This is a genomic window from Actinomadura meridiana (assembly GCF_039537545.1).
GTDB classification, from domain to species: domain Bacteria; phylum Actinomycetota; class Actinomycetes; order Streptosporangiales; family Streptosporangiaceae; genus Spirillospora; species Spirillospora meridiana.
The window spans coordinates 57,002-80,875 of record NZ_BAABAS010000029.1 but is presented as its reverse complement, the minus strand read 5'-3'; the positions used below and the strand labels follow the sequence as shown (position 1 = coordinate 80,875).

Annotated in this window: 26 protein-coding genes; 12 read left to right on the top strand and 14 right to left on the bottom strand. The window is 72.5% G+C overall.

Annotated elements, in window-relative coordinates:
• Positions 1-31: 31 nt before the first annotated feature.
• The 5 genes from ABD808_RS35520 to ABD808_RS35500 all read right to left on the bottom strand — a co-directional run bounded on the left by ABD808_RS35520 (position 32) and on the right by ABD808_RS35500 (position 4,119).
• Positions 32-505, bottom strand: a complete 474-nt coding sequence (locus ABD808_RS35520) for an NUDIX domain-containing protein (RefSeq protein ID WP_344906892.1) — start codon at positions 503-505, stop codon at positions 32-34.
• Between the two features lie 10 nt (positions 506-515).
• Positions 516-1,190, bottom strand: coding sequence for an NUDIX hydrolase (locus ABD808_RS35515; protein ID WP_344906889.1), 675 nt, complete (start codon positions 1,188-1,190; stop codon positions 516-518).
• Positions 1,190-2,716 carry a hypothetical protein gene (locus tag ABD808_RS35510; RefSeq protein WP_344906886.1) on the bottom strand — a complete coding sequence of 509 codons (1,527 nt, stop codon included), beginning with the start codon at positions 2,714-2,716 and terminating at the stop codon, positions 1,190-1,192. Before ABD808_RS35510 ends, ABD808_RS35515 begins: the two co-directional genes overlap by 1 nt.
• A 140-nt stretch (positions 2,717-2,856) precedes the next feature.
• A complete protein-coding gene (locus tag ABD808_RS35505) occupies positions 2,857-3,420 on the bottom strand; it encodes a carboxymuconolactone decarboxylase family protein (protein ID WP_344906884.1) in 564 nt (187 codons plus the stop codon).
• 27 nt (positions 3,421-3,447) lie between these two features.
• Entirely contained in the window at positions 3,448-4,119 is a 672-nt protein-coding gene (locus ABD808_RS35500; protein ID WP_344906882.1) for a hypothetical protein, read from the bottom strand.
• Positions 4,120-4,259: 140 nt separating this feature from the next.
• Here ABD808_RS35500 and ABD808_RS35495 point away from each other — a divergent pair, with 140 nt between their 5' ends.
• From ABD808_RS35495 to ABD808_RS35480, 4 genes are all read left to right on the top strand, one after another.
• Complete coding sequence (locus ABD808_RS35495) at positions 4,260-5,036, top strand: IclR family transcriptional regulator domain-containing protein (RefSeq protein ID WP_344906879.1); 777 nt, start codon at positions 4,260-4,262, stop codon at positions 5,034-5,036.
• Positions 5,037-5,165: 129 nt separating this feature from the next.
• Positions 5,166-6,506 carry a cation:dicarboxylate symporter family transporter gene (locus ABD808_RS35490; RefSeq protein WP_344906876.1) on the top strand — a complete coding sequence of 447 codons (1,341 nt, stop codon included), beginning with the start codon at positions 5,166-5,168 and terminating at the stop codon, positions 6,504-6,506.
• A 20-nt stretch (positions 6,507-6,526) separates the two neighbouring features.
• A complete protein-coding gene (locus tag ABD808_RS35485; RefSeq protein ID WP_344906874.1) occupies positions 6,527-7,351 on the top strand; it encodes an SDR family NAD(P)-dependent oxidoreductase in 825 nt (274 codons plus the stop codon).
• 261 nt (positions 7,352-7,612) lie between these two features.
• The gene (locus tag ABD808_RS35480) at positions 7,613-8,428 is read left to right on the top strand and encodes an SGNH/GDSL hydrolase family protein (RefSeq protein ID WP_344906871.1); all 816 of its coding nucleotides are present in this window, start codon (positions 7,613-7,615) and stop codon (positions 8,426-8,428) included.
• 33 nt (positions 8,429-8,461) lie between these two features.
• Here ABD808_RS35480 and ABD808_RS35475 read toward each other — a convergent pair whose 3' ends face one another.
• Positions 8,462-9,481, bottom strand: coding sequence for a lysylphosphatidylglycerol synthase domain-containing protein (locus ABD808_RS35475; protein ID WP_344906868.1), 1,020 nt, complete (start codon positions 9,479-9,481; stop codon positions 8,462-8,464).
• 256 nt (positions 9,482-9,737) lie between these two features.
• On the opposite strand from ABD808_RS35475, the gene ABD808_RS35470 reads away from it, so the two are divergent.
• Complete coding sequence (locus tag ABD808_RS35470) at positions 9,738-10,937, top strand: aminotransferase class I/II-fold pyridoxal phosphate-dependent enzyme (protein ID WP_344906865.1); 1,200 nt, start codon at positions 9,738-9,740, stop codon at positions 10,935-10,937.
• Here the strand turns inward: ABD808_RS35470 and ABD808_RS35465 are convergent.
• Together ABD808_RS35465 and ABD808_RS35460 are read right to left on the bottom strand one after the other, a co-directional pair.
• Complete coding sequence (locus ABD808_RS35465; RefSeq protein WP_344906861.1) at positions 10,903-12,003, bottom strand: threonine aldolase family protein; 1,101 nt, start codon at positions 12,001-12,003, stop codon at positions 10,903-10,905. The two genes, ABD808_RS35470 and ABD808_RS35465, sit on opposite strands and share 35 nt — an antisense overlap.
• A 70-nt stretch (positions 12,004-12,073) precedes the next feature.
• Complete coding sequence (locus tag ABD808_RS35460; protein WP_344906858.1) at positions 12,074-12,637, bottom strand: hypothetical protein; 564 nt, start codon at positions 12,635-12,637, stop codon at positions 12,074-12,076.
• A 535-nt stretch (positions 12,638-13,172) separates the two neighbouring features.
• On the opposite strand from ABD808_RS35460, the gene ABD808_RS35455 reads away from it, so the two are divergent.
• The gene (locus tag ABD808_RS35455; RefSeq protein WP_344906855.1) at positions 13,173-14,645 is read left to right on the top strand and encodes a GAF domain-containing protein; all 1,473 of its coding nucleotides are present in this window, start codon (positions 13,173-13,175) and stop codon (positions 14,643-14,645) included.
• A 23-nt stretch (positions 14,646-14,668) separates the two neighbouring features.
• On the opposite strand, the gene ABD808_RS35450 is transcribed toward ABD808_RS35455, so the two are convergent.
• The gene (locus tag ABD808_RS35450) at positions 14,669-15,409 is read right to left on the bottom strand and encodes a histidine phosphatase family protein (RefSeq protein WP_344906852.1); all 741 of its coding nucleotides are present in this window, start codon (positions 15,407-15,409) and stop codon (positions 14,669-14,671) included.
• A gap of 54 nt (positions 15,410-15,463) precedes the next feature.
• Between ABD808_RS35450 and ABD808_RS35445 the strand changes: the two genes are divergently transcribed.
• Positions 15,464-15,829 (top strand): hypothetical protein, encoded by a 366-nt coding sequence (locus ABD808_RS35445; RefSeq protein ID WP_344906849.1) that lies wholly within the window; start codon positions 15,464-15,466, stop codon positions 15,827-15,829.
• 103 nt (positions 15,830-15,932) lie between these two features.
• Positions 15,933-16,340 (top strand): hypothetical protein, encoded by a 408-nt coding sequence (locus tag ABD808_RS35440; protein WP_344907635.1) that lies wholly within the window; start codon positions 15,933-15,935, stop codon positions 16,338-16,340.
• Positions 16,341-16,399: 59 nt separating this feature from the next.
• Here ABD808_RS35440 and ABD808_RS35435 read toward each other — a convergent pair whose 3' ends face one another.
• Positions 16,400-17,170: an NERD domain-containing protein gene (locus tag ABD808_RS35435; protein ID WP_344906846.1), complete on the bottom strand. Its 771-nt coding sequence runs from the start codon at positions 17,168-17,170 to the stop codon at positions 16,400-16,402.
• 298 nt (positions 17,171-17,468) lie between these two features.
• A complete protein-coding gene (locus tag ABD808_RS35430) occupies positions 17,469-18,242 on the bottom strand; it encodes a TetR/AcrR family transcriptional regulator (RefSeq protein WP_344906843.1) in 774 nt (257 codons plus the stop codon).
• Between the two features lie 93 nt (positions 18,243-18,335).
• On the opposite strand from ABD808_RS35430, the gene ABD808_RS35425 reads away from it, so the two are divergent.
• Positions 18,336-19,316 carry an ATP-binding cassette domain-containing protein gene (locus ABD808_RS35425; protein ID WP_344906840.1) on the top strand — a complete coding sequence of 327 codons (981 nt, stop codon included), beginning with the start codon at positions 18,336-18,338 and terminating at the stop codon, positions 19,314-19,316.
• A 2-nt stretch (positions 19,317-19,318) separates the two neighbouring features.
• Positions 19,319-20,107, top strand: a complete 789-nt coding sequence (locus tag ABD808_RS35420; RefSeq protein WP_344907632.1) for an ABC transporter permease — start codon at positions 19,319-19,321, stop codon at positions 20,105-20,107.
• Here ABD808_RS35420 and ABD808_RS35415 read toward each other — a convergent pair.
• The 3 genes from ABD808_RS35415 to ABD808_RS35405 form a co-directional block, all read right to left on the bottom strand.
• A complete protein-coding gene (locus ABD808_RS35415) occupies positions 20,104-20,808 on the bottom strand; it encodes a hypothetical protein (protein WP_344906837.1) in 705 nt (234 codons plus the stop codon). The genes ABD808_RS35420 and ABD808_RS35415 overlap by 4 nt on opposite strands.
• A 105-nt stretch (positions 20,809-20,913) precedes the next feature.
• Positions 20,914-21,660 (bottom strand): anti-sigma factor family protein, encoded by a 747-nt coding sequence (locus ABD808_RS35410; protein WP_344906835.1) that lies wholly within the window; start codon positions 21,658-21,660, stop codon positions 20,914-20,916.
• Entirely contained in the window at positions 21,657-22,256 is a 600-nt protein-coding gene (locus ABD808_RS35405; RefSeq protein ID WP_425549018.1) for a sigma-70 family RNA polymerase sigma factor, read from the bottom strand. The genes ABD808_RS35410 and ABD808_RS35405 overlap by 4 nt, the downstream gene beginning before the upstream one ends.
• A gap of 330 nt (positions 22,257-22,586) precedes the next feature.
• On the opposite strand from ABD808_RS35405, the gene ABD808_RS35400 reads away from it, so the two are divergent.
• Both ABD808_RS35400 and ABD808_RS35395 read left to right on the top strand, forming a co-directional pair.
• Positions 22,587-23,306 carry a hypothetical protein gene (locus ABD808_RS35400; protein ID WP_344906833.1) on the top strand — a complete coding sequence of 240 codons (720 nt, stop codon included), beginning with the start codon at positions 22,587-22,589 and terminating at the stop codon, positions 23,304-23,306.
• A 94-nt stretch (positions 23,307-23,400) separates the two neighbouring features.
• Positions 23,401-23,829, top strand: a complete 429-nt coding sequence (locus tag ABD808_RS35395; RefSeq protein WP_344906830.1) for a PPOX class F420-dependent oxidoreductase — start codon at positions 23,401-23,403, stop codon at positions 23,827-23,829.
• Positions 23,830-23,874: the final 45 nt, after the last annotated feature.

Sequence of the window (23,874 nt, the reverse complement as noted above, 5' to 3'; positions counted from 1 at the left end):
AGGTCAAGCTGGGCGATCGGCGGCCCGGCGGTTAGGACGGGGGTGTGAGGGAGAGGATCAGGGTTCGCAGGCCGGGGGACATCTTTTCCGGGAGGTCGTCCAGGCCGTACCAGCGGGCCTCCAGGATCTCGGTCGCGTCCAGGACGAGGTGTCCGCCGGTCACGCGGGCCTCGTAGTACGTCTCGACGCGGTGGTGGTAGCCGCTCGCGACCGCCGCCGGTGGGCCGCTGACCTTCACCTCCAGGGACGTCTCCTCTCGCACCTCGCGGGCGACGCCGTCTTCGAGGCGCTCCCCGGACTCGACGTAGCCGCCGGGCAGCCCCCACGCCCGGTACGCGGGCCAGAGGCGGTGGCGCAGCAGCAGGACGCGGCCCTCGTCGTCGCGGACGATGCCGCCCGCGTACACCAGGAACGTCCGGTGCCGGAGCCGGGCGAGGCGCCACTGCGTCCGGCCGCCGAGCCGTCTCCAGGCCCGCGCGGTCACGGCCGCGAACCGGGTCCTCATTGCCGAAATGCTAGCCCGTTTCGGCCGCCGCGCGGCGGACGGGTCGGGACGAGAACGGCGCGAGACCGCGCACCCCCGCGTGCAGCAGGGCAGCCAGGGTGAACGAGTCGGTGATCTCGCCGCGGCCCAGCATCAGGTCGATCCGCTCGGGCGGCACCAGCTCGACGCGGTCGATGCCCTCCTCGGAATGGGAGGCGTGCGGGCGGTCGACCTCCGCCCAGAAGAGGCCGACCTTGCTCCCCGCGGCGCCGGTGTCGGCGTAGAAGTCGCCGAGGAACGTCATCGACCGGGCCGGGACGCCCGTCTCCTCACGGAGTTCCCGGTTGGCGGTCTGCTCCGGCGTCTCGCCAGGTTCCGGGTAACCACGGGGGATTTCCCAGTGCCACTGCCGGGTGGCGTGCCGGAAGTGCCGCAGCAGGACGACCCCGCCCTCGCAGGTCGCGAGGACGGCCGCGCCTCCCTCCCCGTGGGCGTGCAACGCGCGCATGTAGCCGCCGGTCCGGCCGTCGGGGAACCTGACGGGGTCGCGCAGCAGCAGAATGTAGTCGTCGCGGTAACGGACGCCGTACGGGCCGCCTTCGGTCGGGAAGTCGTCCAGGATCGCGGTCCACGCGCCGGGCGGGTTGGCGAACAGGTCGGGCCGCTCGCCGCGGAGCCGTTCGTACTCTTCGTGCGGTGTGGTCATCAGCCCTCGTTGGACAGGTCGGCGCCGTCGTCGTCGCCGTCTTGGAGCGGCCCGCGCGTCGACAGGAACTCGATCAGTTTCCTCGCCTCCCGGTACGGATCCTCCATGCGGACGTCGAGCAGTTGCACGGTCGACTCGATCCGGTGCCGCGACCTGTTGTCCATGAACCGGCCGAGGCCGAGTCGGAGCGTGACGCGGGCCGCCTTGGTGCCCGCCAGGCTGGCGATGTCGCCCAGCAGTTCGTACCCCACGCTGCCGTCCGGCAGGTAAAGGGTGTTGACGGTGATCGCGCCGATGTCGATGGCGATTTCGGTGAGGCCGCCGAACCGTCCGCCGACGCTGTCGTTGCGGATCCGTTCCGCCTTGTTGAGCATCGTGAGGTACGCCCGGCTGATCTCCACGACGCCGGTGTCGGGATCGGTGAGGGTGTCGATGGACGGAGCGTTGACGACACCGGCGAGCGCCGAGTTGTAGGCGTGCCATTCCGGCTCGTTGCGGACCTGCCAGATATCGGCCAGAGAAAGGCGGTCCAGCGTGGGCACCGCCTCCAGCAGTTCCTGGACGTACTCGAAGGTCAGATTTCGCAGCAGCCTGATCAGCTCGTCGGAGTTCGTCGACTCGACCGGGTCGGCCTGGCGCCGCCGGAAATGGAGCGCTTCCTGCAACGCGGTGCGGCGCGGCGAATCGCTGGGCGTCAGCGTGAAGACGTCGAGCGCGTCCGCGACGTTCGTGGCGTACTTCAGGTCGATCAACTGCTTCACGACGGCCATGTGCGGCAGGCCGGGATCGTACTGGCGTCCCGCGACATCTCCGCCCTCGCCGACGACGAATTTCTCATAGAGGGCCTGCCGCGCCACCGGGCGCCCGGCGTCCAGTTCGTCGAACGCCCACCGGCCGACCTCCTTGAGCCGGACGAGGGCGCTGCGGGCCTCGTCCTCGTCCAGGCCGAAGTCCCGCCGCAACGCGGCCGCCTCGAACTGGACGAAACCCGTGAGGAACGCCCCGAACGACTTGGACATGGCCCCGGTGAGCGCCGTGTTCTCGTGGTCGTCCCAGGACATGCGCAGGCACGACATCATGATGTTCTCCGCCATCTCGCGCCACGCCGCCAGGCCCTTCGTGACCTGGAAGGCCGGGTCGGTCGCGGGAAGCGGGCCGTCCTCCGACAGGAGCAAGGGGATGATCACCTCGCGCTCCAGCATCTGGCGGAAGGCGTCCCGGTTACGGCCCTTCTTCTCGAAGTCCTGGTAGACCTGCGGATTGTTGTACAGGAACGCGCGGTTGACCAGGACCTTCTCGGCATTCAGCAGGGCGCGGAGATACTCGCGCCGCGACCTTCGCGCCTGTTCCCGGACAAGGTTCTGGCTGACTCCTCCCGCGCGCCGCGCCCGATCCAGGAGTTCCCGGTCGAACCACTGGTTGTCGAGCGACTGGGGCACCGCCGTGATCGTCTGGCGCAGATCCGCGGAAATCAATCTTTTGAAACTGACGTTCCCGATGTGCGCGACCGACATCTGCCACTCCATGACTCCCGGGGACATCGCCAGTCAACCCTAGATGGGCGCGTCTCCCACGGTGCCGCGAATGACAATCATGACCGACGGTGGCCACTCCGTCGCCGTATGGACGGAACTCCCGTCCAATCCGACGCTGGTGTGGGACGGGGTCAGGCGGTGACGCGGAGGACGCGGAGTTGGTCGGCGACGAGGCGGTAGTAGCCGACGAGCGTGACCAGTTCGTAGAGACGGGGGAGGCCGAGGACGTCGGTGGCGGCGGTGAAGCTGTCGTCGGTGAGGTCGCCGCTGGTGGCGAGTTCGCGGGTGGCGGTTAGGACGGCTGACTCCACCGGGTCGTCCAGGGGGCAGTCGGCGCCTGTGCGGATGGCGGTGAGCTGATCTTCGGTGAGGCCTGCCTGGAGTGCGGCGTGGCTGTGGACGGCCCACTCGTAATCCGAGCGTTCGTGTGCCGCGACGACGAGGATCGCCAGTTCCTTCTGGCGCGAAGTGAAACCCGTCCCGAAGCGGACGACGCTGCCGAGCTCCTGGAGTGCGTTGCCGAGTTCCGGACTGAGCAGCATGCCGTTGAACGGGCCGCGCAGGCGTCCCTCGTCGTCGGCGAGCGGGAACGGGCGGCTTCCGGTGGCGCGGGCGCTGTCGAGGAGCCGGTCGTAGAGCTCGCGCTGGTCGGCGGTCAGGTCGGCGGGCCGGAACGCGTCGAGGCGGGCTGGCATGTGTCTCCCCCCGAGGAAGGTGGTCGGTCAGTGGTGGGCGGGCGCGCCGCTGGTCTGGACGGTGTTGTGATACGCGAAGGTACGGCGTTCGTCCGCGGTCAGGGTTTTCATGACCTCGGTGCGCCAGGGCGTGTTCGTCGCGGCGTGGTAGGCGTCGGTGGCGAAGACGGCGGGGTCGTCGATCTCGTGGAGGGTGAGGAAGTGGGGAGCCCGGCCGTCCACGAGGGTGAACCGGCGGGTGCGGCGCCAGCCGGGGAGCGCGTGCAGGGCGGGGATGTGCTCCTCGGCGTACCAGGAGTGGAAGCCCGGTTCGTGTCCCGGCTCGACGGTCATGGCGCGTGCCAGCAGGATCGGCGGAGGTGTGGTGGTAGGGGAGCTCCGCCCGTCCGCAAACTGGTCGTCCAGTAGTTCGTAGACGCGGCGGTCGAGAGTTTCCAGGGCGGACATGACGGCGGTTTCGCGTGCGCTGCGCCGTTCACGCAGGGCGCGGTACTCCGGAGTGTGGAGAACGTCCAGGTCAAGGTCGTACCATGCCAGCCAGGACGGTGCCGCGCCGTCGGTGGCCCGGTACCGGTGACCCTGGTGGACGCCCGGTAGGGCGAGCCGTGCGGGGCCGTGCTCGGTGTCGTACCAGTTGTGGAACTCGTCCTCGTCGCCGTCCCTCGGCTGTGACAGGACGTAGAGCAGACCTTCCGTCACGATGGCCTCCCGTTGTTCGGCGGGGTCCCCCGGGATCCCGGGGTGTCCCGCATGCCGGAGACTTGGGGTTGTCCGCGGGATCTGTTCTACTGACGAACGTTCGTGCGTCAGTAGATTACTTTGGAGTCGGGAGTCAAGGAATGTCAAGGCAGGACCCGGATGTGATCGACTCGGTCGAGAAGGCGTTCCGCGTACTGGAGGCCTTCTCCGCGGACCATCCGACGCTGACGGTGAGCGAGGCCGCCGAGCTGACCGGCCTGTCCCGGGCGACCGCCCGGCGCATCCTGCTGACGTGCGCCCGGCTCGGGTTCGCGGAGGTGGACGACCGCAGGTTCCGGTTGCTGCCGCGCGTCCTGCGGCTCGGGTACGGGTACCTCGCCTCGCTGCCGATCTGGGAGCGCGCCCAGCCGCACATGCGCAGGCTGGCGGAGGAGGCGCGGGAGTCGTGCTCGGCCGCCACGCTGGACGGCGAGGAGATCGTCTACGTCGCCCGCGTGCCCGCCAAGCGCAGCATGTCGATCGTGCTGAACGTGGGCTCGCGCCTGCCCGCCCACCCGACGTCCATGGGACGGGTCCTGCTCGCCTCGCTGCCCCCTGACCGGCTCCGCGAGCGCCTCGGCACGATGCGTCTCGACCAGCTCACCCCGCACACGATCACCGACCCCGACGCGCTGGCGGCGGAGCTGGAGCGGGTGCGCGAGCAGGGCTACGCGGTCGTGGACGGCGAGCGCGAGGAGGGCGTCCGGTCGGCGGCAGCGCCGGTGCGGGACGGCTCGGGCGCCGTGATCGCGGCCATCAACGTGTCGGCCAACGCGGGTCGCGTCTCCGTCGCCGACCTGTACGAGCGCTTCGTCCCGCTGGTGGTGCAGGCTGCGGACGCCATCTCCCGCGACATCGACTTCGTCCCGTCCAGCTGACCGCCCCACGCCGCGGGGCCGCCTCCAAGTCGTGACCTCTCCGGCCCTTGACCGGTGTCGGCGCCTCGGTCACACTCACTTTCTAACCGACGTACAGCTGTGCGACTGACGAACAGAGGTGAGTAGGGGATGTCCGGTGCCACGTCCGCCCTGCGGGCCGCCTTCACCACGAAGCTCTGGCTGACGGTCCTGATCGCCCTCGCGCTCGGCGCCCTGCTCGGCCTGGTCGCGCCGGGCACCGGGGCGTCCATGCAGCCGCTCGGCGACGGGTTCATCTCGCTGATCCGCATGCTGGTCGGCCCGGTGATCTTCTGCACGATCGTGACCGGGATCGCGTCCGCCGGAGCGCTGGCGGGAATGGGCCGCGTCGGGGTGAAGGCCCTGGTCTACTTCGAGGTCGTCACCACCATCGCGCTCGTCATCGGCCTGGTGGTGATGGACGTGGCGCGCCCCGGCGACGGCGTCCACGCCGATCCGGACGCCATCAAGCTCACCGGCAAGGCGAGCGAGTACGCCGCCGAGGGGCAGCACCAGCACTGGTACGACTTCCTCGTCAACATCATCCCGGACAGCGTCGTCGGCGCGTTCGTGGACGGGAACGTCCTCCAGATCCTGCTCGTGTCCGTGCTGTTCGCCATCGCCATCAAGATGATGGGCGAGCGCGGCGCCCCCATCGCGCGCGGCGTGGAGCGGATAGGCGAGGCCGTGTTCGGCATCGTCCGGCTGATCATGTACCTGGCGCCGGTCGGCGCGTTCGGCGCGATGGCCTACACCACGGGCAAGTTCGGCACCAAGACGCTGACCAGCCTCGGCACCTTCGTCGGCCTGTTCTGGGCCACCGGCATCGTGTTCTGCCTCGTCGTGCTCGGCACCGTCGCCCGGCTGTGCGGCATCCGGATCATCCCGCTCTACCGCTACTTCAAGGACGAACTGCTCATCACCCTCGGCACCGCCAACTACGAGGCGGTCATGCCGCAGCTCATCGAGAAGCTGGAACGGCTCGGCTGCCCGCGGCCCATCGTCGGGCTGGTCGTCCCGGCCGGGTACGCGTTCAACTCCGACGGCGTCTGCCTCTACATGGGGTTCGCGGGCCTCTACATCGCGCAGGCCTTCGACATCAGCATGTCGATCTGGCAGCAGCTCGGCCTGCTCGCGGTCTTCCTCATCACGTCCAAGGGCGGCGCGGGCATCGCCGGGGCGGGCTTCGTCCTGCTCGCCGCCAGCCTGTCCACCACCGGCGCCATCCCGATCGCCGGAATCATGCTGATCTTCGGCGTGGACCGTTTCCTGTCCATGATGCGCGGCCTCGTGAGCCTGTGCGGACAGATGCTGGCCAGCATCGTCGTCAGCAAATGGGAGGGCGTCTTCGACCGCGACCGCGCCCGCCTCATCCTCGCCGGAGGCACCCCACCCGACACCCCCGCGCCCCCCGAGCCGCTCCCAGCCACCACAGCCGACGCCCGCGCGTGACCGGCCGCCTGGACGGCCGCGTGACTGAACGCCTGGACGGCAGGGCCGCCGGACGCCTCGACGGCAGGGCCGTCATCGTCACCGGCGCCGGAAGCGTCGGTCCCGGCTGGGGCAACGGCCGCGCCACCACGGTCGTCTTCGCCGCCGAGGGCGCCCGGGTCCTCGCCGTCGACCGGGATCCCGAGGCCCTCGCCCGCACCCTGGACCTCGTCGGCGAGAACGGGGGAGAGGCCGTCGCGCACGAGTGCGACGTCACCGACGGCGACGCGGTCCGCGCCATGGTCGAGGCGTGCCGCGCGTCCTTCGGCCGGGTGGACGTCCTGGTCAACAACGTCGGCGGATCCCACCCCGGCGGCCCCGCCGAGCTGGACGAGCAGACCTGGCATGCCCAACTCGACGCCAACCTCACGACCGCCTTCCTGGCGTGCAAACACGTCATCCCCGTCATGCGCGAACAGGGCTCCGGAGCCATCGTGAACGTCGCCTCGACGTCCGGTATCCGCTACACCGGCTCGCCGCAGGCGGCCTATGCGGCGGCGAAGGCGGGTGTCGTGCAGCTCTCCCGCGTCACGGCCGTCCAGCACGCCGCGGACGGAATCCGCGTGAACACCGTCATCCCCGGACAACTGCACACCCCGTTGGTCGAGGCGCGCCTAGCCGGACAGCGCGCGGACGGCGACATCGAGGAACTGCTCCGCCAACGCCAGCGCCGCATCCCGCTCGGCTTCATGGGCGACGGCCGCGACACCGCCTACGCCGCCCTGTTCCTCGCGTCCGACGAGGCCCGTTTCATCACCGGGACGGAACTGATCGTCGACGGCGGCATGACCGCCCGCTGCGACTGATCACCCCTCGGCCCGCGCGCGATCGTCCCGCCCCATTCTCGGTAGGGCATCTGTTCATCCGGGTTGCGGGTGGGTGGCGTGGGTGTGGCCGGGAGTCGGCCGCCTGGGCCGGCGCGCCTGGTGAGGGCCGTTCATGTCCGGAAAAGTTATATTTCAATGGCTAATAGTGACGAACGATGTTGATCAGTTGAGGGCTTGCGAGAATGGTGGGACGGGTATAAGACGGGCGGTACAATTCGATTCCTCGTCTCCGGAGTGCAGATGCGTTCCCTCCGCCCCTGTCTGGTCGCCTTCGGCGCGGCGAGTCTCGCCGCCGGTTCCCTGGTCTGGCCCGTGTCCGCGTCGGCGGCCGAGACCAACTACGTCGCCCTCGGCGATTCCTACTCGTCCGGGACGGGGGCCGGAGACTACGACCCCGCCAGCGGGTCGTGCACGCGTAGCGCCAACGCCTACCCGAAGTTGTGGGCGGCGGCGCACAAGACCTCGTCGTTCAAGTTCGTGGCCTGTTCGGGCGCGACGACCGCGACCGTCACCAGCGGGCAGCTCGGCGCGCTGAGTTCGTCCACGACGCTCGTCAGCATTTCGGTCGGCGGGAATGACGCCGGGTTCGCGTCCGTCATGCAGACCTGTGTGCTGAAGTCGACGTCGAGTTGTCAGAGCGCGGTGGCGCAGGCCGAGACGTTCATGAAGAACACGCTGCCAGGGCGTCTCGACTCCATCTACGGCAAGATCCGCGCGAAGGCGCCCTCGGCCCGGGTCGTCGTGCTCGGGTATCCACGGCTCTACAAGATCGTCGACGTGTGCGTGGGGCTCGACAACACCAAGCGCACGGTGCTCAACCGCGCCTCCGACACGCTGGCCGGGGTGACCGCCCAGGCGGTGAGCCGCGCCGGGTTCACCTGGTCGGACGTCCGGGACGAGTTCTCCGGGCACGAGCTGTGCTCCGGCGACGACTGGCTCAACTCCGTCACGATCCCGTTCGAGTCGTCCTACCACCCGACCGCGCGCGGCCACCAGCTCGGCTACCTGCCCGCGTTGACCGGCTCCGCGCGGGCCGCCGTGTCCCAGGACGCGTAGAGATCCGCAGCTTAAAGATCTACAATGTAAAGGTCATTGGCGGCGGAGCGTGCGGCAGGTCAGCACGCCCACCGGGACGGGCGCCCAGAACGTCACCGCGCGGAACAGCAGGACGGCGTGCAGGGCGGGCCCGGCCGGGACGTCGAGGGCGGTGAGCGCGGCGGCCAGCGCCGCCTCGGTCGAGCCGATGCCGCCCGGGGAGGGTACGGCGGCCGCCGCCGCGGCGCCCACCAGGTAGGCGGTGACCAGTGCGAGGACGTCCGTCGGGCCCACGCGTGTTCCGGGTACGGCGTAGACGGAGAGCGCGAAGGCCAGCGCGAGCGCGAGGGTCGTCGCGGCCGACGCGGTCAGCGTGGTCGCCAGGTCGCGGGGGCGGCGGCACAGGTCGGTGAGGCCCTCGGCGGCCCGTCCCAGCGCGGCGGAACGGGCGGCGCGGCGGGCCCACAACGCGGCGGCGGGCAGCAGCACGCCGCCCGCGAGGAGCAGCGGGACGGGCGGGACGAGCCCCACGGCGTTGGTGGCGTGCCGTCCGAGCGCGTCCAGGACGCGGCCGTCGCCGCCGCCGAGGCCGAGCGCGGCGGCGAGCAGCAGCAGGTCGGCGGGGACGCCCGCGACGTGCAGGACGGCGACCGCGACCACGGCGCGGGGGAGCGGCAGGCCACGGCAGACGAGGTAGCGGGTGTTGACGGCCACCGCCCCGAGCCCGCCGGGCGTGACGCGGTTGGCGGCCGCGGCGGTGCACTGCGCCAGCGTCGTCCGGTACAGCGGGATCGGATGCCCGGACACGGCGCGAAGCGCGACCGCCGAGAAGACGAAGTGCAGCACCGACAGCGCGACCAGCGCGGGCAGGAACGCCCAGCGCACGCGGGTGAACGTCGCCGCGGCCCCGTCGGTCAGCGCGACGGCCACTGTGGCGGCGGTGAGCAGAATTCCGAGAACGACCCAGCGGGCCCGGTGGGCCCGCTGTAGCGGGGAAGGCGGCGCGGCGCTTCCGCCGAACCCTGGGAGGTCGGCGGGCGCCGCGCGTTCAGCGCCGGCGGCGATCGGCTCCACTCCTCAGTGATCGGCTACTTGTCTGAAGCGTATGCGACGGCCGGGCTTGCGCGACGCGAACGATGGAGGACGTTCGAGTCTCGCGCTCGCCCCGGTCCGAAGGGCATCGCGACGCGGGAGAGGCGTCGAAGGTTTTCTTGCCCGGCCGTGTTTTTTGGTCCGCGCCTTAGATTGATTTCACACTATGATTAGGGGCCGCTACGGGAAGTGACGGTCGGCTTGGCCGAGGATTGCATGACCGGGGGAGAGTGGGACCATGACCAGCGCTCACCAGCGGCTCGGCGAACGCATCAAGGAATTGCGGGGAGGCGGAGGCGGTCGCCGCGGGCGGCGTGTCTGGCCCGCGCGGACCTCCGGTGGCCGGGCGATCGTGTTGACCTGTAGCGACTATCTCGGGATCGCCGAGCATCCGGCGATCACCGACGCGATGATCGCGGGGTTGCGGTCGGCGGCCGGTGCGGCCTGGTCGCCCGGCCCGTGCCTGACCGACGACCATCCGCAGATCGTGCTCGGCGCGGAGTTCGCGCGGCATCTGGGCGCCCGCGCCGGGGTGCTGTGCCCGTCCGGACGGGCGGCGAACATGGCGCTGATGCAGGTGATCACCGGCCCGGAGGTGCCCGTCTACCTGGACATCCTCGCGCACACGTCGCTGTGGGAGGGCGCGCGGGCGGCGGGCGCGGAGCCGGTGTGCTTCGGCCACAACGACCTCGGCCAGTTGCGCCGCCTGATCGGGGTGGGCGGCCCCGGAGTGATCGTCGTGGACGCCGTGTACAGCACCGACGGTTCGGTGGCGCCGCTGCGCGGGCTGGTCGAGGTCGCCGAGGAGCACGGGTGCCTGCTCGTCGTGGACGAGTCGCATTCGCTCGGCACGCACGGCGAACACGGCGAGGGTCTGGTCGCGGCGCTCGGGCTCACCGGGCGGGTCGACTTCCGCACCGCGAGCCTGACCAAGGCATTGCCCGGACGCGCCGGGCTGATCGCGTGCGACCGTCCGGGTTTCGCGGACTACTTCGCCCGGACCGCGCTGCCCGCCGTGTTCGGTTCGACGCTGTTGCCGCACGACATCGCAGGTCTCGCGGCGGCGTTGAAGGTCGTCCGGGACGAGAACCGGCGCCGCGCCCGGCTGCGCGCCGTCACCCGGCGGCTGCGGGGTGGGCTGGCCGACCTCGGATACCGGCTGGTGGAGGCCGACACGGCGATCATCGCGATGGAGACGGGCTCGGAGTCCGACGCGGCGTCGCTGCGCGACCGGCTGGCCTCCCGTGGGATCTACAGCGCGGCGCTGTTCCCGCCGACGGCGTCGGTGGGGCGGACGCTGGTGCGCCTGTCGGCTCACGCGGGCCTCACCGACGGTGACGTCCGCCGGGTCATCGGGACGTTCGCCCAGGTCGGTGAGCCGAGACCGCGCGCGGGCGCCGGGGTCACGCGGTCATCTCCTCGGCGAGCGCGGCGGTGAAGGCGTCCACGTCGCCCTCGGTGGTGTCGAACGAGCACACCCAGCGGACCTCGCCGGTCCGCTCGTCCCACGTGTAGAACGGGAACCGTTTGCGCAGCCGGTCGGCCGCCGCGTGCGGGATGACCGCGAACACGTTGTTGGCGTCGACGGACTGGGTGATCTGGACGCCGGGCACGGCGCGGGCGGCGGCGGCGAGGCGGCGGGCCATGGCGTTGGCGTGAGTGGCGTTGCGCAGCCACAGGTCGCCGTCGAGCAGCGCGACGAGTTGGGCGGACACGTACCGCATCTTTGACGCCAGTTGCGTGCTCGACTTGCGCAGGTACTCGACGCCCTCGGCCGCGTCGGGGTTGAGGACGACGATCGCCTCGCCGAGCAGCAGCCCGTTCTTGGTGCCGCCGAACGACAGCACGTCGACGCCCGCGTCGGTGGTGAGGGCGCGCAGCGGCAGGCCGAGGGACGCGGCGGCGTTGGCGATCCGCGCGCCGTCCATGTGGACGGTCATGCCGCGTTCGTGGGCCGCCGCCGTGACGGCCGAGGTCTCGGCCGGGGTGTAGACGGTGCCGAGTTCGGTGCACTGCGAGATGGAGACGACGGCGGGTTGCCGCCGGTGGACGTCGCCGAACCCGGTGGCGTGGGCCGCCACCAGGTCGGCGGTCAGCTTGCCGTCCGGTGCGGGCGCCGTGGCGAGCTTCAGGCCCGCGATCTTCTCGGCGGCGCCGCACTCGTTGGTGTTGATGTGCGCCGACTCCGGGCAGATGACCGAACTCCACCGACCCGTCATGGCCTGCAACGACACGACGTTCGCGCCCGTCCCGTTGAACATCGGGAACACCTGTGCCCGCGCGCCGAAGTGGCGCCGGACGACGTCGCGGAGCCGGGCGGTGACCGCGTCGTCGCCGTAGGCGGGCTGGTGCCCGTCGTTGACGGCGGCGAGCGCCGCGAGGACGTCGGGGTGGACGCTCGCCTGGTTGTCGCTGGCGAACCCCCGCGCGGCGGGCAGGGGCGCGATGTCGCTGCTCGGTGCGGTCGTCACGTCGGTGTTGGCTTCGGTCGGGGGCTGCGTCATGCGTCCATTCTCTGGTGCGTCCGGCCGGGCCCATTCACAGACACGGTCACGGGCACAGTCACGGGTACGGTCACGCGGGACGGTCGGTGACGTTCTGGACCGGCGCGGGCGCGGCGTCGGCCGGGGGCTCGGCGGCGCGCAGCGCCATCCGGGAGCGCATCGCGTCGAGGTCGTCGCCGAGCCGGGCCATGTTGGCCTGGAGGTCGCGCCACAGCCCGGTCCGCTGCTCCAGCTGCGCGAGCTTGGTGCGCAGGTCGCCGATGCGCCGCTCGGCGACCTCCAGCCGGGTGTGGTTCCCGGCGGTGTCGCGGCCGGTGCGGACCAGGCTGGTGGCGACGGCGGCCAGGTCGCGTTCGGTGTCGTCCATCCGTTCGTCGATGCGCGGCAGCAGCCGGTCGTTGAGCTGGCCGACGAGGGAGTCGAGTTCGGCGCGGAGCCCCCGCAGCTCGGTGTCCTGACCGCGGACGGTCTCCTCTAGAATCGCGAGGCGCTCGCTGATGGAGGGGAGGAGGCGGCCGAGCTCCGCCGACCGTTCCAGATCCCGCCCGAGTCTGACGAGAAGGCCGACGCCTTCGCGCAGCTGACGCTCCGCCTCGGCGGCGGCGCGGCGGACGAGACCCAGGATCACGGTCATGGCGCTCCCTCCAGGGGACGGTCCGAATGGAATCTCCTTAAACTCTAGGCGAACCGCGGTCGAACATTTTGTGGACTCGCGGTTATTTCGGTGATCGAACCTGGCGCCCGGCGTCCCCTCCGGCGTCCACCGGGCGATGTGTCGCGCGGCACGCGCACAGCCCGCGGCGAACGATGAGCCAGGCGCGTTCCGCGGTGTAGTCCTTGCGGTTCAGCGCCGGACGGACGCGGTGACAGGTCAGGCAGAGCATCGTTGTTCGTCCTCCCCGTGTCGCCGGAAAGCGACGGCCTGGCCCGGCGTCCCGCGCGCTCCCCCCGGGGGTTCGCGCGGGACGCCGGGACCCCCTTGCCGGCCCCCTTGCTCCCAGCGGTGGTTACCGTAGGCCGCCGGAGGTTGCATGCACGTTGCGTTCGTTCGGTCACTGTGCGTGCCGGATGCGGACGGCGCCGATTCCCCGGAAGCGGTTGCGGCGCCGCGCGGATGGGCCGATCCTCGGACGGGCCGGGGGTGCTGTCGGGGGGAAGGAGCACTGGTGGTGTGCGACCCGGTGGCCGTCCGGCCGCCGATCATCGAGTCATGGCGGCGTTCCAGGGACGCGGGCGTGGACGCGCGCGTCGCGGCGGCGCCGCTGGAGTTCGACCGCGACGTCCTCGCCGACGCGCGCGTGGACCATCCGCTGGGCCCGCACCGGGCCCAGCTGGAGGGCCTGCTGCGGCATGTCGCCGACGAGACCGGCCATCTGATGGTGATCACCGACGAGGGCGGCCGGGTCCTGTGGCGGCAGTGCCCGTCGGTGGTGCGCCGCGCCGCCGACGCGGTCGGGTTGGCCGAGGGTTGCCGCTGGTCCGAGGACACGGTCGGGACCAACGGGATCGGTACCGCGCTCGCGACCGGGCGGCCCCAGTACGTGTACGCGGCCGAGCACGTCGCGCACGTCCTGCACGGCTGGTCGTGCGCGGGCGCCCCGGTGACCGACCCCGACTCGGGGCTGGTGATCGGCTGTATCGACGTCAGCGCGGCCGCGCCGTCGTTGCATCCGTCGACGGTCGCGCTGGTCTGCGCGGCGGCGCGGCTGGCCGAGTCGCGGTTGGAGAACGAGATGCGGCAGCGGGACGAGCGGTTGCGGGAGCGGTTGTTACCGCATCTGCGGCAGGCGCGGGTGGCGGGCGTGCTGGTCACCGCGACGGGACGGATCGTGGGTGCCGGGCCCGGCGAGCCGGATCTGGCCGGGTGGCGGGGGCGGCGGGTCCGCGTCCCCGAGTGCGGCCGGATGATCACGCTGCCGGACGGCCGTACCGCCGTCGCCGAGTCGCTCGGTGAGGCGTTCCTGTTGCGGTTGCCGGGCCGGGTCCGTCCCCAGAAGGGCGGCCGCGCGCCGCGTTCGGGGGCGCCACGGACCGCCCAGGCCGCGCCGCCTTCCGGGGCGGGGCCGCTGCTGTCGTTGACGTTCCTCGGCGACGGCCGCCCGCACGCGAGGCTGGACGGCGCGCCGCTGCCGCTGTCGTTGCGGCACGCCGAGATCCTCGCGCTGCTCGCGCTGCATCCGCGCGGCCTGACCGGCGACCGGCTGGCGCTGTACCTGTACGGGGAGGAGGGCAGCGCCGCGACCGTCCGGCCCGAGATCCACCGGCTCCGCCAGCAGCTCGGCGGGCTGGTGCGGGCGCGTCCCTACCGGTTCGGCGGCGTGGTCGAGGCCGACTTCCTGACCGTCCGGCGGCTGCTGGACGAGGGTGACGTCGGCGGCGCGGTACGGCTGTACACGGGGGAGTTGCTGCCGGGTTCGGACGCGCCCGCCATCCGCGCCGAACGCGACGAGCTCGCGGTGCGGATCCGGCGGCAGGCGCTCGACCGGGGCGGCGTCGACGCGCTGTGGGCGTACGCGCAGACCGAGCCGGGCCGCGCCGACCTGGAGGCGCTGGAGCGGTTGCGCGCGCTCCTCCCGGCGGGTGATCCGCGGTTGGGGGCGGTCGCGTCCCGCAGCGACCGGCTGCTGAACGGTGACCTGTAGCAGTTCGGGCGGCGGCTAGCGGTTCAGGGGACGCGGGGCGCGACGACGCCCGCGTCGGTCAGGTGGGCGCTGTCGTTGTAGCTGACGGCGCGCAGGCCGGATCCGTCCCGCCGCCACCGGCTCACCGACGCGTTCCCGACGGGCGTCTTCTCGATCTCCAGGATCTCCCGTTCGGACAGGCCCTCCACCAGGTAGCGGGTCACGACGACGATCGCGTCGTGCGTGACGACCAGCACCCGCTCGTCCGGGGCGTCGGCCTCCAGGTCGCGGTAGAAGCTGCGCAGCCGCAGCGCCAGGTCGGCCCAGGACTCGCCGCCGGGCGGCCGGTAGTAGAACTTGCCGAGGCCGCGCATCCGCTCGGCCTCGGCGGGGAACCGGCGGCGGACGCCGAGTCCGGTGAGGCCCTGCAACGGGCCCTGCTCGCGGTCGCGGATCCGTTCGTCGACGAGGAGCCGCAACCCGCCGGGGTCCTGCGGCGCCGCGTACGGGGTCTGCGCGAGCGCGATCCGCGCGGTGTCGAGGGTGCGCAGGTAGGGGGACGCGATGACCCGCGTGGGGCGTTCGTCGGCGGGGAGTGCGGCGAGCCACCGGCCGAGCTTGGCGGCTTGGACGCGGCCGGTGTCGGAGAGGGGGATGTCGGCGTCGCGTTCGGTGATGCCCGCCTCTTCGGCGTCGGTGCCGATCGTCGCCGCGTAGGCGAGGTTGCCGGTGCTCTCGCCGTGCCGGGTCAGGTTGAGCCATCGCAGTGCCTTCACCCCCGCCATGCTGCCACGGAGCGCCCGGCGCCGGGCTCTACAGCCCGTAGTACTCTTTTGTCCGTGACGGATGTTCTGTCCACCGTGATCATCGTGGTGGCGCTGCTGCTCGCCGCCTACGCGGTCGTGACGATGGTCCGCAACCGCGCGATGGACGCCGGGCATCTGGTCGTCCTCGGGGTCCTGGAGGTCCTGCTGATCGCGCAGGCGGTCGTCGGGTTCGTGAAGCTCTCCGGCGACGGCGGCCCGGACAGCACGGCCACGTTCGTCGGCTATCTGGTCGGCATCCTGCTCATCCCCGCCGCGGGCGCCGGATGGGGGCTGATGGAACGCACCCGGTGGGGGTCGGCCGTGCTCGTCGTCGCCGGGATCGCCGTCGCGGTCATGGTCGTCAGGCTCGGGCAGCTCTGGGACGGTACGAGTGTCTGACTCGAAGTACGGCGGGGCCCGTGCGGACGACGGCGCCCGCGCCGGCGCCGAGACCCGCACGGGCGGCGCGTCCCGCCGCGGCACCGGAAGCGGCCCCGGACGGCTGCTCGTCGCCGTCTACGCGGTGTTCGCGCTGGCCGCCGGTGCGCGGGCGGGAGTACAGATCGCCACCAGGTTCTCCGACGCGCCACTGGCCTACGCCCTGTCGGCGTTCGCCGCGGCCGTCTACGTCCTGGCGACGGTCGCGCTGGCCCGCGGCGGCCGGACGTCGTTCCGGGTCGCCGTGGCCGCCTGCTCCACCGAACTGGCGGGCGTGCTCGTCGTCGGGACGCTGAGCGTCGCCGACTCCGGCGCGTTTCCCGACGAGACCGTCTGGTCCGGGTACGGGCGCGGTTATGGTTTCGTCCCGTTGGTGCTGCCGGTCGTGGGCCTGCTTTGGTTGCGCCGCACCGCCCGCTCGGGTGGCGGGCCCGAAACGGGCGGTGGGCGCCCTGTGGGCGGCGGCGAGTGAGTCCTCCGGCCACAGGTGTCGGGTGGTGCCCGGGTCGGCGGTCATGACGTGTTTCGGAGTCATGCCGCTGCGGCGGGCGGGGTGAGGCGGCCCCCGATGGGGAGGGTCCGCACGGCGGCTCTGGTGATCGCCTCGATCTCGTCGGGGGAGTAGTCGGCGGACGGGTTGCGGCGCATCCAGCGGACGAGCCGCAGGGGTTGCGCGAACACGATGCCGTCGGCGGTGAACGGCGTCCGGACGAGCCTGCCGCCGTGCACGGCCAGCACCGGCCGCACCTTCACGGGCACCTCCGCGACCCGTGAGATCAGCTCGGCGGTGGCGTCGGCCCGCGCGGTCAGCTCGCCCACCAGCTTCGACTGCGTCCGCCCGTCGATGAACAGGCGGTCACCGTGGTGGGAGACCTCCGCGTCGGGTTGCCAGGCCTCGTTGTGCACCAGCCACACACCGCCCGGCCCGACCACGAGTTCGTCGGCAGACCCGTGGCCCGGGACCAGCCGTCCGTACAGCACCCGGTGTCCGCGCCGCTCCAGCGTGAGGCGCAGCACCCGGCTCATCTGTTCCTCGCCGCGCAGGCCGCGCCGCCACACGCGGGACGCGCGATAGGTGCGCCAATGGACGAACGTGTCCGCGGACGCCACCAACGCGGCCATCACGATTCCGAATATGGCGTTGACCAGCAGCCCGCACAACAGAAGCGTCGCGCCGGACAGAATTGCGCGGGTCCGCAATCTCCCTTTTCGGCCGCGCTGCCAGAGATCCTCGTATACCGCCTGCGGTGAACCTCCGGTGAACGCGGCCCGGTCCCTCAGGTAGATGGAGCTGCCGATCATGACGAACCTTCCCAGCACCCTGCGATGACGTCATCATTATGGGGATAGGGTGGGGAATGGCGCCACACTTTGCAAGGTGACGTAAATCAAACGGAGAAGCAACTTCTGGGCTGGAAAGCATTGCCGACCTGGACTTTTGGCAGGGTTGAAGGCCGCGATCCGGGGAAAGATTTCAGATAGGCCGCCTTGAATGGCTGAAAAGCGCGATGCAACTATCACTGCAAGGCGCATGGCCTTTTTCGTTCGGGTGGCTTTTCTCGCATGAGCGGTCACACAGCGGAACGTTCCTGACGGTCCGTCAGGACGGCCCGGCGCCGTCCGGGCGGGAGCCGATGAGGGCCTCGATGCCGTCCAGAACGCGGGCCAGGCCGAACTCGAACGCGCGGCTGGGCGCGGCGGGCGCGTTGTACTCCATCCCGGCGGCGGTCCCGACGCGGCTGCCGATCGGGTAGTCGTCCTCGTTCACGAACGTCGCCAGGGCGGGCCCGACGGCCTCCCACCACTGGGCGTCGCTGATGCCGCTGCGCCGCTCGGCCTCGGCGGCGCCGACGGACGCGCGGGCGGCGCTCTCGGCGAAGCCGGTGACGAGCGCGACGACCGAGTCCATCTCCAGGTCGGTGAGGCCGACGCCCTCCACGGCGCGCAGCTCGTTCTCGTACTTGGCGATGGTGTTCGGGCCCATCGGCGGGCGTGCCAGCGTCACGCGCAGCAGCCACGGGTGGCGGTGGTACAGGTCCCAGCCGTCGCGGGCGACGTGCTCCAGCCGGGCGCGCCAGGTGTCGCCGGACGCCGCCGTCAGCTCGCCGAACGCGCGGTCGACCATCACGTCGATCAGCTCGGCCTTGCCGGGCACATAGGTGTAGATCGACATGGGGGAGACGCCCAGTTCGTCGGCGATGCGGCGCATCGACAGCGCCTCCAGCCCCTCGGCGTCGGCGAGCGCGATCGCGGCGCGCACGATCTCCTCGGCGGTCAGCCGCGGCTTCGGCCCGCGCTTCGGGCGGTCCCGCACGCCCCACAGCAACTCCAGGCTGCGCTTCGGGTCGCCGCCCCCGCTGTACTCGGTCGTCACGGGACCGATCCTCTCAGGGATGAAACTCTGTACGACGTACGTTATATTGTCCGCGACCCTAAGTCCGTACACCGTACATAGTTTGGAGGACGGGTGACGCGACCATCGTTCGCGGTCCTGGTGGAGGGACTGCGCAAGCGTTACGGCGACACCGCCGCCCTCGACGGTCTGGACCTGCGCGTGCCCGCGGGCACCGTGCACGGCCTGCTCGGGCCGAACGGGGCGGGAAAGACGACCGCCGTCCGGGTGCTGACCACGCTGACCCGGCCGGACGCGGGCACGGCCCGCGTCGCCGGGCACGACGTGCTGCGGGAGGCGGCCGAGGTGCGCCGCGCGATCGGGCTCGTCGGGCAGTACGCCGCCGTCGACGAGGTGCTCGGCGGCCGCCAGAACCTCGTCATGTTCGGCCGCCTCTACCATCTCGGCGCGCGGGAGGCGCGGCGGCGGGCGGACGAGCTGCTCGACCGCTTCCGGCTCGCCGACGCCGCCGACCGGCCCGCCGGGGAGTACTCCGGCGGCATGCGGCGCCGCCTCGACCTGGCCGCGTCCATGATCCTCGCGCCGCCGGTGCTGTTCCTGGACGAGCCCACCACCGGCCTCGATCCGCGCGCGCGGATCGAGGTGTGGGACGCGATCCGCGCCCTGGTCGACGGCGGCACGACCGTCCTGCTCACCACCCAGTACCTGGAGGAGGCCGACCGGCTCGCCGAGGGCGTGTCGGTGATCGACCACGGCCGCGTCATCGCCGAGGGCGCCCCCGACGAGCTGAAGGCGCGGCTCGGCGGCGACCGCGTCGAGGTCGTCCTGGACGATCCCGCCGCGCTCGGCGCCGCCGCCGCGATCCTGCGCCGGGTCGCCTCCGGCGAGGTCGACGTGGACGCCGACGCCCTGCGGCTCGGCGCGCCGGTGTCGGGACGGGCCGCCGCGCTCACCGACGCCGTCCGGGCGCTGGACGAGGCGGGCGTGCGGGCCGCCGACATCGCCCTGCGCCGCCCCACCCTGGACGAGGTGTTCCTGCACCTCACCGAGAACGGTGAGCCCGAGAACAGCGAGATGGAGGAGGCGCGTTCGTGAGCGTGCAGACGTTGCGCTGGGCCGTCGCCGACGGCCGGACCCTGACCGGGCGGGCCCTCGCCCACTGGGCCCGCAAGCCGGGCGAGATGGCCGTCGCGCTGCTGTTCCCGGTGATGGTCGTGCTGATGATGGGCTACCTGTTCGGCGGGCAGATGGAGGTGCCCGGCGGCGGCGACTACCGGGAGTTCCTCGTCCCCGGCATGTTCGCGCTGACGATGGTGTTCGGCGTCGAGACGACGTTCGCCGCCGTCGCGACCGACGCCGCCAAGGGCGTGACGGACCGGTTCCGCGCGATGCCGATGTCCGCCTCCGCCGTCGTGGTCGGACGCGCCGTCGCCGACATGCTCCACTCGGTCGTCGTGCTGGCCGTGATGGCGGTGTGCGGCGTGCTGATCGGCTGGGGCGTCCACGACGGCGCGGGCCCGGCTGCCGCCGCGTTCGGGCTGCTGCTGCTCCTGCGGTTCTCGCTGGTGTGGCTCGGCGTGTACCTCGGCCTGGTCGCCAAGGGGCCGGAGTCGGTGGCGGTCGTCCAGGTGCTGGTGTGGCCCGTCGGGTTCCTGTCCAGCGCGATGGCGGCGCCGAGCACCATGCCGGGCTGGCTCGGCGCGATCGCCGAGTGGAACCCGATGTCCGCGACGGTCACCGCGTGCCGCGACCTGTTCGGCGACGGCCCGACCGGCGGATCGTGGGCCGCGCAGCACGGCGTGCTGATGGCGGTCGTGTGGCCGCTGCTGATCGCGGCGGTGTTCGCGCCGCTGTCGATCCGCCGCTACCGCGCTCTCGGCCGCTAGGGCAGGACGGCGGCGCGGTGGCGGGCCAATGCCAGCGCCGGGTAGCAGGCCGTGGGCATCGGCTCCGGGCCGTCCGGTCGCAGGGCGGCGCGGAGCCGGTGGCCCGCGGTCTCCGGGGCGTAGGGCTGGACGGTGCACAGCTCCGCCCGCATCGCCTGCCGCGCCGCCGCCATCAGCGCCGGGACGTCACCCACGAGCACGATCTCGACGGGCGCGCCGCCGGGGGACAGCCGCACGGCCAGCGCGTGCGGCCCCGCGTCCCGGTGGCGGAACTCGCAGATGAGGCGGTCGCCGTCCAGCGGGCCCTCCTGGATCAGCCACACCGGGCCGAGGACGACCTGGCCGAGCGCGCTCTCCCAGGGCGCGGCCGGGACGTCGCCGAGCCGGTCGGCCGCCCGTCCGGCCGCGCGGCGCCCCTCGGCGGGGCCGATCGCGGCGAGCGCCCGCAGGAACGCCCGCGACCCCGGACCGCCGTCGGCCGCCAGGCAGGTGATCAGGTCGCCGAGCGCGGCGCGGCGGCCCTGGGCGTGCGGGGCGGCGGACTCCAGGTCGCCGAGCCGCGCGGACGTCCACGCCTCCGCCTCCAGCGGCCCCGGCAGCGACGGCAGCGCCGCCGCCTCCCGGACGTAGGCCGCGTACACCGCGCGCAGGCCCGGCAGCATCAGCTCCGGACCGGCGGCGGAACGGCTGGTAGGGCTCATCGCCCCAGCGTAGGAGACGCGGGAAGCGGCGCGTCCCGCGGCCGGTGCGGCCGGGCCGGGGACGCGCCGCCGGTTCGGGGGCCGGTCAGCCGGGGTCGGGGATGGTCAGTCGGGGTTGGGGATGGTCAGCAGCGTCCGGTTCCGGCCCGCCAGGCCGCCGGTCGTGCGGATCTCGAACCGGCTGATCTCCCGCGGCCGCAGCGCCGTCCCGCCCTGGAGCACCAGCTTCGGCTGGACGGAGCCGGGCAGCCCGTACCCGACGGCGGGCACGGCCCATCCGGCGACGGTGTGGGCGCGGCCGTCGCGGTCCACGGCGACCAGCTCGCATTCCTGCGGCCCGCCGACCCTGCTCAGTTCGAGCCCGATGCGGCTGCCCCACGCCTTGCCCTGCGTGGCGACCGTCCCGCTGACGCCGGTGCCCGCGTCGGACGCCGACATCCGGGTGCCGTCGCGCAGCAGCGCCGACGTCGCGGCGTCCGGCGGGGACGGCGCCGGGTCGCGGCCCGAGCCCAGCGTGACGCCGGTGCCGAGGGCGCCGCCGACCAGCACGACCCCGGCCGCGGCCGCCGCCAGTGCCAGCGCCGTGCGGTGCCGCCGCTCCCGCCGGGCCCGCTGCCGCAGCAGGTCGGACAGGACGGCGGGCTCGGGCGGCGCAGGCACGGCCGCCGCGTCCGCCGGTTCGGCGATCGGGCCGATGCCGTCCAGCGTCTCGGCGATGCCGCGCAGCTCGGCGAGCTCGGCGTTGCACGCCGCGCACCCCGGCAGGTGGTCCTCGAACGCGCGCCGGTCGGGCGGTTCCAGCAGGCCGAGGACGTAGGCGCCGACGTCGATGTGCAGCATGTCCGCGCTCATGGCGTCACGCCCCTTTCCTCCAGGGCGACGCGCAGCGCCCTGAGCGCGTAGTAGACCCGTGACTTCACGGTGCCGACGGGGATCCCGAGGTGCTTGGCGGCCTCGTTGACCGAGCGGTCCCGGAAGAAGGTCTCGTTGAGGACCTCGCGGTGGGCCGGGGAGAGCGCGAGGAGGGCTTCGGACACGACGACGGAGCGCAGCAGATCCTCCAACCCGTCGGGGACGCGCATGTTCTCCAGCGGGCCCTCGCCCGCCTCCTGCGGCCGGGCGTTCTTGCGGCGCTGGTCGTCGATGACGATCCGGCGGGCGACCGTCGCCAGCCACGGCAGCAGGGACGCCGCGTTCTCGTCGAGCTGGTGCGCGCTGCGCCAGGCGCGGATCATCGTCTCCTGCACGACGTCCTCGGCCCAGTGCCGGTCGCCGCCGGTGAGGCGCAGCACGAACGACAGCAGTGGCCGCCCGTACACGCGGTACAGCTCGTTCACGATCACCTGGTCGTCCACGCCGCCGGTGGGACGCGGGCCGCGGAACCAGCTCCACGGTCCTGCGGGACGTTCTCGGGCGGCCGACACGGCGGACGGTGATCTGTGGGCCATCGGGGGTCTCCGGCTGGGGCGGGGCGGACGGCGCCGTGCCCGTGGGGTCGGCGTCACGGTGCGGGGCTGAAGGGCAGTACGGGCTCCCCGCCACCGGAGGTTCAACGGGTGCCCGGACGGGACGCCCTTTCCGCCGACCCTTACTAGTTCGCCACCTTCTCCTTACCGGCGGCGCGGGCCGTGCACGGACCGCGTCGTAGTTGCGACGGTCAGCACGGGGAGCCCGTCACCACGGGTCCACGAGAGGGCAACGCTCACTCCACGCATTGGAGCGAATGCGGGCACCAAGCCCATTTGCCCACTTCAGGACCGAGGGGCGGGATCGGCACAGTGAACGGGAACGCGAACACACGACTCACCTACCGTCTGCTGGTGGCGGTGGACATCCAGGGGTACAGCAAGCGCGACACCCGCGAGCAGCTGCTCGCGCAGCGCGACCTGTGCGACGCGCTCGACGGCGCCGCGCACGCCGCGGGGCTGGACCGCGGCCGGTGGGACAAGCAGGTCGGCGGGGACGGGGAGCTCGCCACGCTGCCGGACGGGACCGACCCCGCCGCGGTCGCGGGCGACTTCGTCATCGGCCTCGCCGGTGCGCTCCGTGACCTGAACCGCGGGCCGGGCGGCGAGGCGCGGCGTCCGCTGCGGGTGCGGCTGTCGCTGCACCACGGCACGCTGACCGCCGGGCCGTTCGGTCCGGCGGGGGACGCGCCCATCGTCGTCCAGCGGCTGCTGGACGCCGCGCCGCTGCGCGCCCTGCTGCGCGGCGACGCGGACCGCGACCTGGCCTGCGTCGTGTCCGACTCGCTGTTCGAGGACGTCGTCCGGACCGGGTTCTGCGCGCTGCCGCCGGAAGCGTTCCAGCCCATCAAGGTCACCGCGAAGGGCACGGTGTTCCGCGGCCACATCCTCACCGGCCGCGCCGCCCGCCGCGCCGACAGCGCCGACAGGACCGACCGAACCGACGGGACGGGCGCCGGGGACGGCGGCGACGGCCGGGACGCCGAGCCCGCCGCCGACGTCCTCGACTTCCCCGCCCTCGCCGCCGGATAGTTCCGATCGCCTCCCGCCCCCGGGAAGCGATCGGGCCGGTGCGCGGTTGACGCCTGGAAAGCGGACCAGGGCGTGTTCAGGACGGAGGCCGACGATGGCGGACGAGACGGCGCTTGCGAAGCTGGTGGCGGGGCGGGACCTCGGGGTGCTGATCACCCTCAGACGGGACGGGCGGCCCCAGTCGTCCAACATCAACTACCACTACGACGAGGCCCGGCGGCTCGCCCGGATCTCGATCACCGCGGACCGGGCCAAGGCCCGCAACCTGGCCCGGGACCCGCGCGCCAGCCTGCACGTCAGCTCCGCCGACGGCTGGTCCTATGCGGTCGCCGAGGGCACCGCCGAGTTGTCGCCCGTCGCCGCCGAACCCGGCGACGCGACCGTCGAGGAACTCGTGGAGGTGTACCGCGACATCCGCGGCGACCACCCCGACTGGGACGAGTACCGCCGCGTCATGGTCGAGGACGGGCGTCTCGTCGTCCGCCTCACCGTCGAGCGGTTCTACGGGATCGTCCGCGGCTGACGGCCCGCCCCCGAAACCTCCGGGACGCGCTCAGGGGCCGCGTCC

Bases quoted from the DNA above. Each gene is read 5' to 3' on its own strand.
- ABD808_RS35520 (WP_344906892.1), bottom strand. From the start codon at position 505: ATGAGGACCCGGTTCGCGGCCGTGACCGCGCGGGCCTGGAGACGGCTC.
- ABD808_RS35515 (WP_344906889.1), bottom strand. From the start codon at position 1,190: ATGACCACACCGCACGAAGAGTACGAACGGCTCCGCGGCGAGCGGCCC.
- ABD808_RS35510 (WP_344906886.1), bottom strand. From the start codon at position 2,716: ATGGAGTGGCAGATGTCGGTCGCGCACATCGGGAACGTCAGTTTCAAA.
- ABD808_RS35505 (WP_344906884.1), bottom strand. From the start codon at position 3,420: ATGCCAGCCCGCCTCGACGCGTTCCGGCCCGCCGACCTGACCGCCGAC.
- ABD808_RS35495 (WP_344906879.1), top strand. From the start codon at position 4,260: ATGTCAAGGCAGGACCCGGATGTGATCGACTCGGTCGAGAAGGCGTTC.
- ABD808_RS35490 (WP_344906876.1), top strand. From the start codon at position 5,166: ATGTCCGGTGCCACGTCCGCCCTGCGGGCCGCCTTCACCACGAAGCTC.
- ABD808_RS35480 (WP_344906871.1), top strand. From the start codon at position 7,613: ATGCGTTCCCTCCGCCCCTGTCTGGTCGCCTTCGGCGCGGCGAGTCTC.
- ABD808_RS35470 (WP_344906865.1), top strand. From the start codon at position 9,738: ATGACCAGCGCTCACCAGCGGCTCGGCGAACGCATCAAGGAATTGCGG.
- ABD808_RS35465 (WP_344906861.1), bottom strand. From the start codon at position 12,003: ATGACGCAGCCCCCGACCGAAGCCAACACCGACGTGACGACCGCACCG.
- ABD808_RS35460 (WP_344906858.1), bottom strand. From the start codon at position 12,637: ATGACCGTGATCCTGGGTCTCGTCCGCCGCGCCGCCGCCGAGGCGGAG.
- ABD808_RS35450 (WP_344906852.1), bottom strand. From the start codon at position 15,409: ATGGCGGGGGTGAAGGCACTGCGATGGCTCAACCTGACCCGGCACGGC.
- ABD808_RS35435 (WP_344906846.1), bottom strand. From the start codon at position 17,170: ATGATCGGCAGCTCCATCTACCTGAGGGACCGGGCCGCGTTCACCGGA.
- ABD808_RS35415 (WP_344906837.1), bottom strand. From the start codon at position 20,808: ATGAGCCCTACCAGCCGTTCCGCCGCCGGTCCGGAGCTGATGCTGCCG.
- ABD808_RS35410 (WP_344906835.1), bottom strand. From the start codon at position 21,660: ATGAGCGCGGACATGCTGCACATCGACGTCGGCGCCTACGTCCTCGGC.
- ABD808_RS35405 (WP_425549018.1), bottom strand. From the start codon at position 22,256: ATGGCCCACAGATCACCGTCCGCCGTGTCGGCCGCCCGAGAACGTCCC.
- ABD808_RS35395 (WP_344906830.1), top strand. From the start codon at position 23,401: ATGGCGGACGAGACGGCGCTTGCGAAGCTGGTGGCGGGGCGGGACCTC.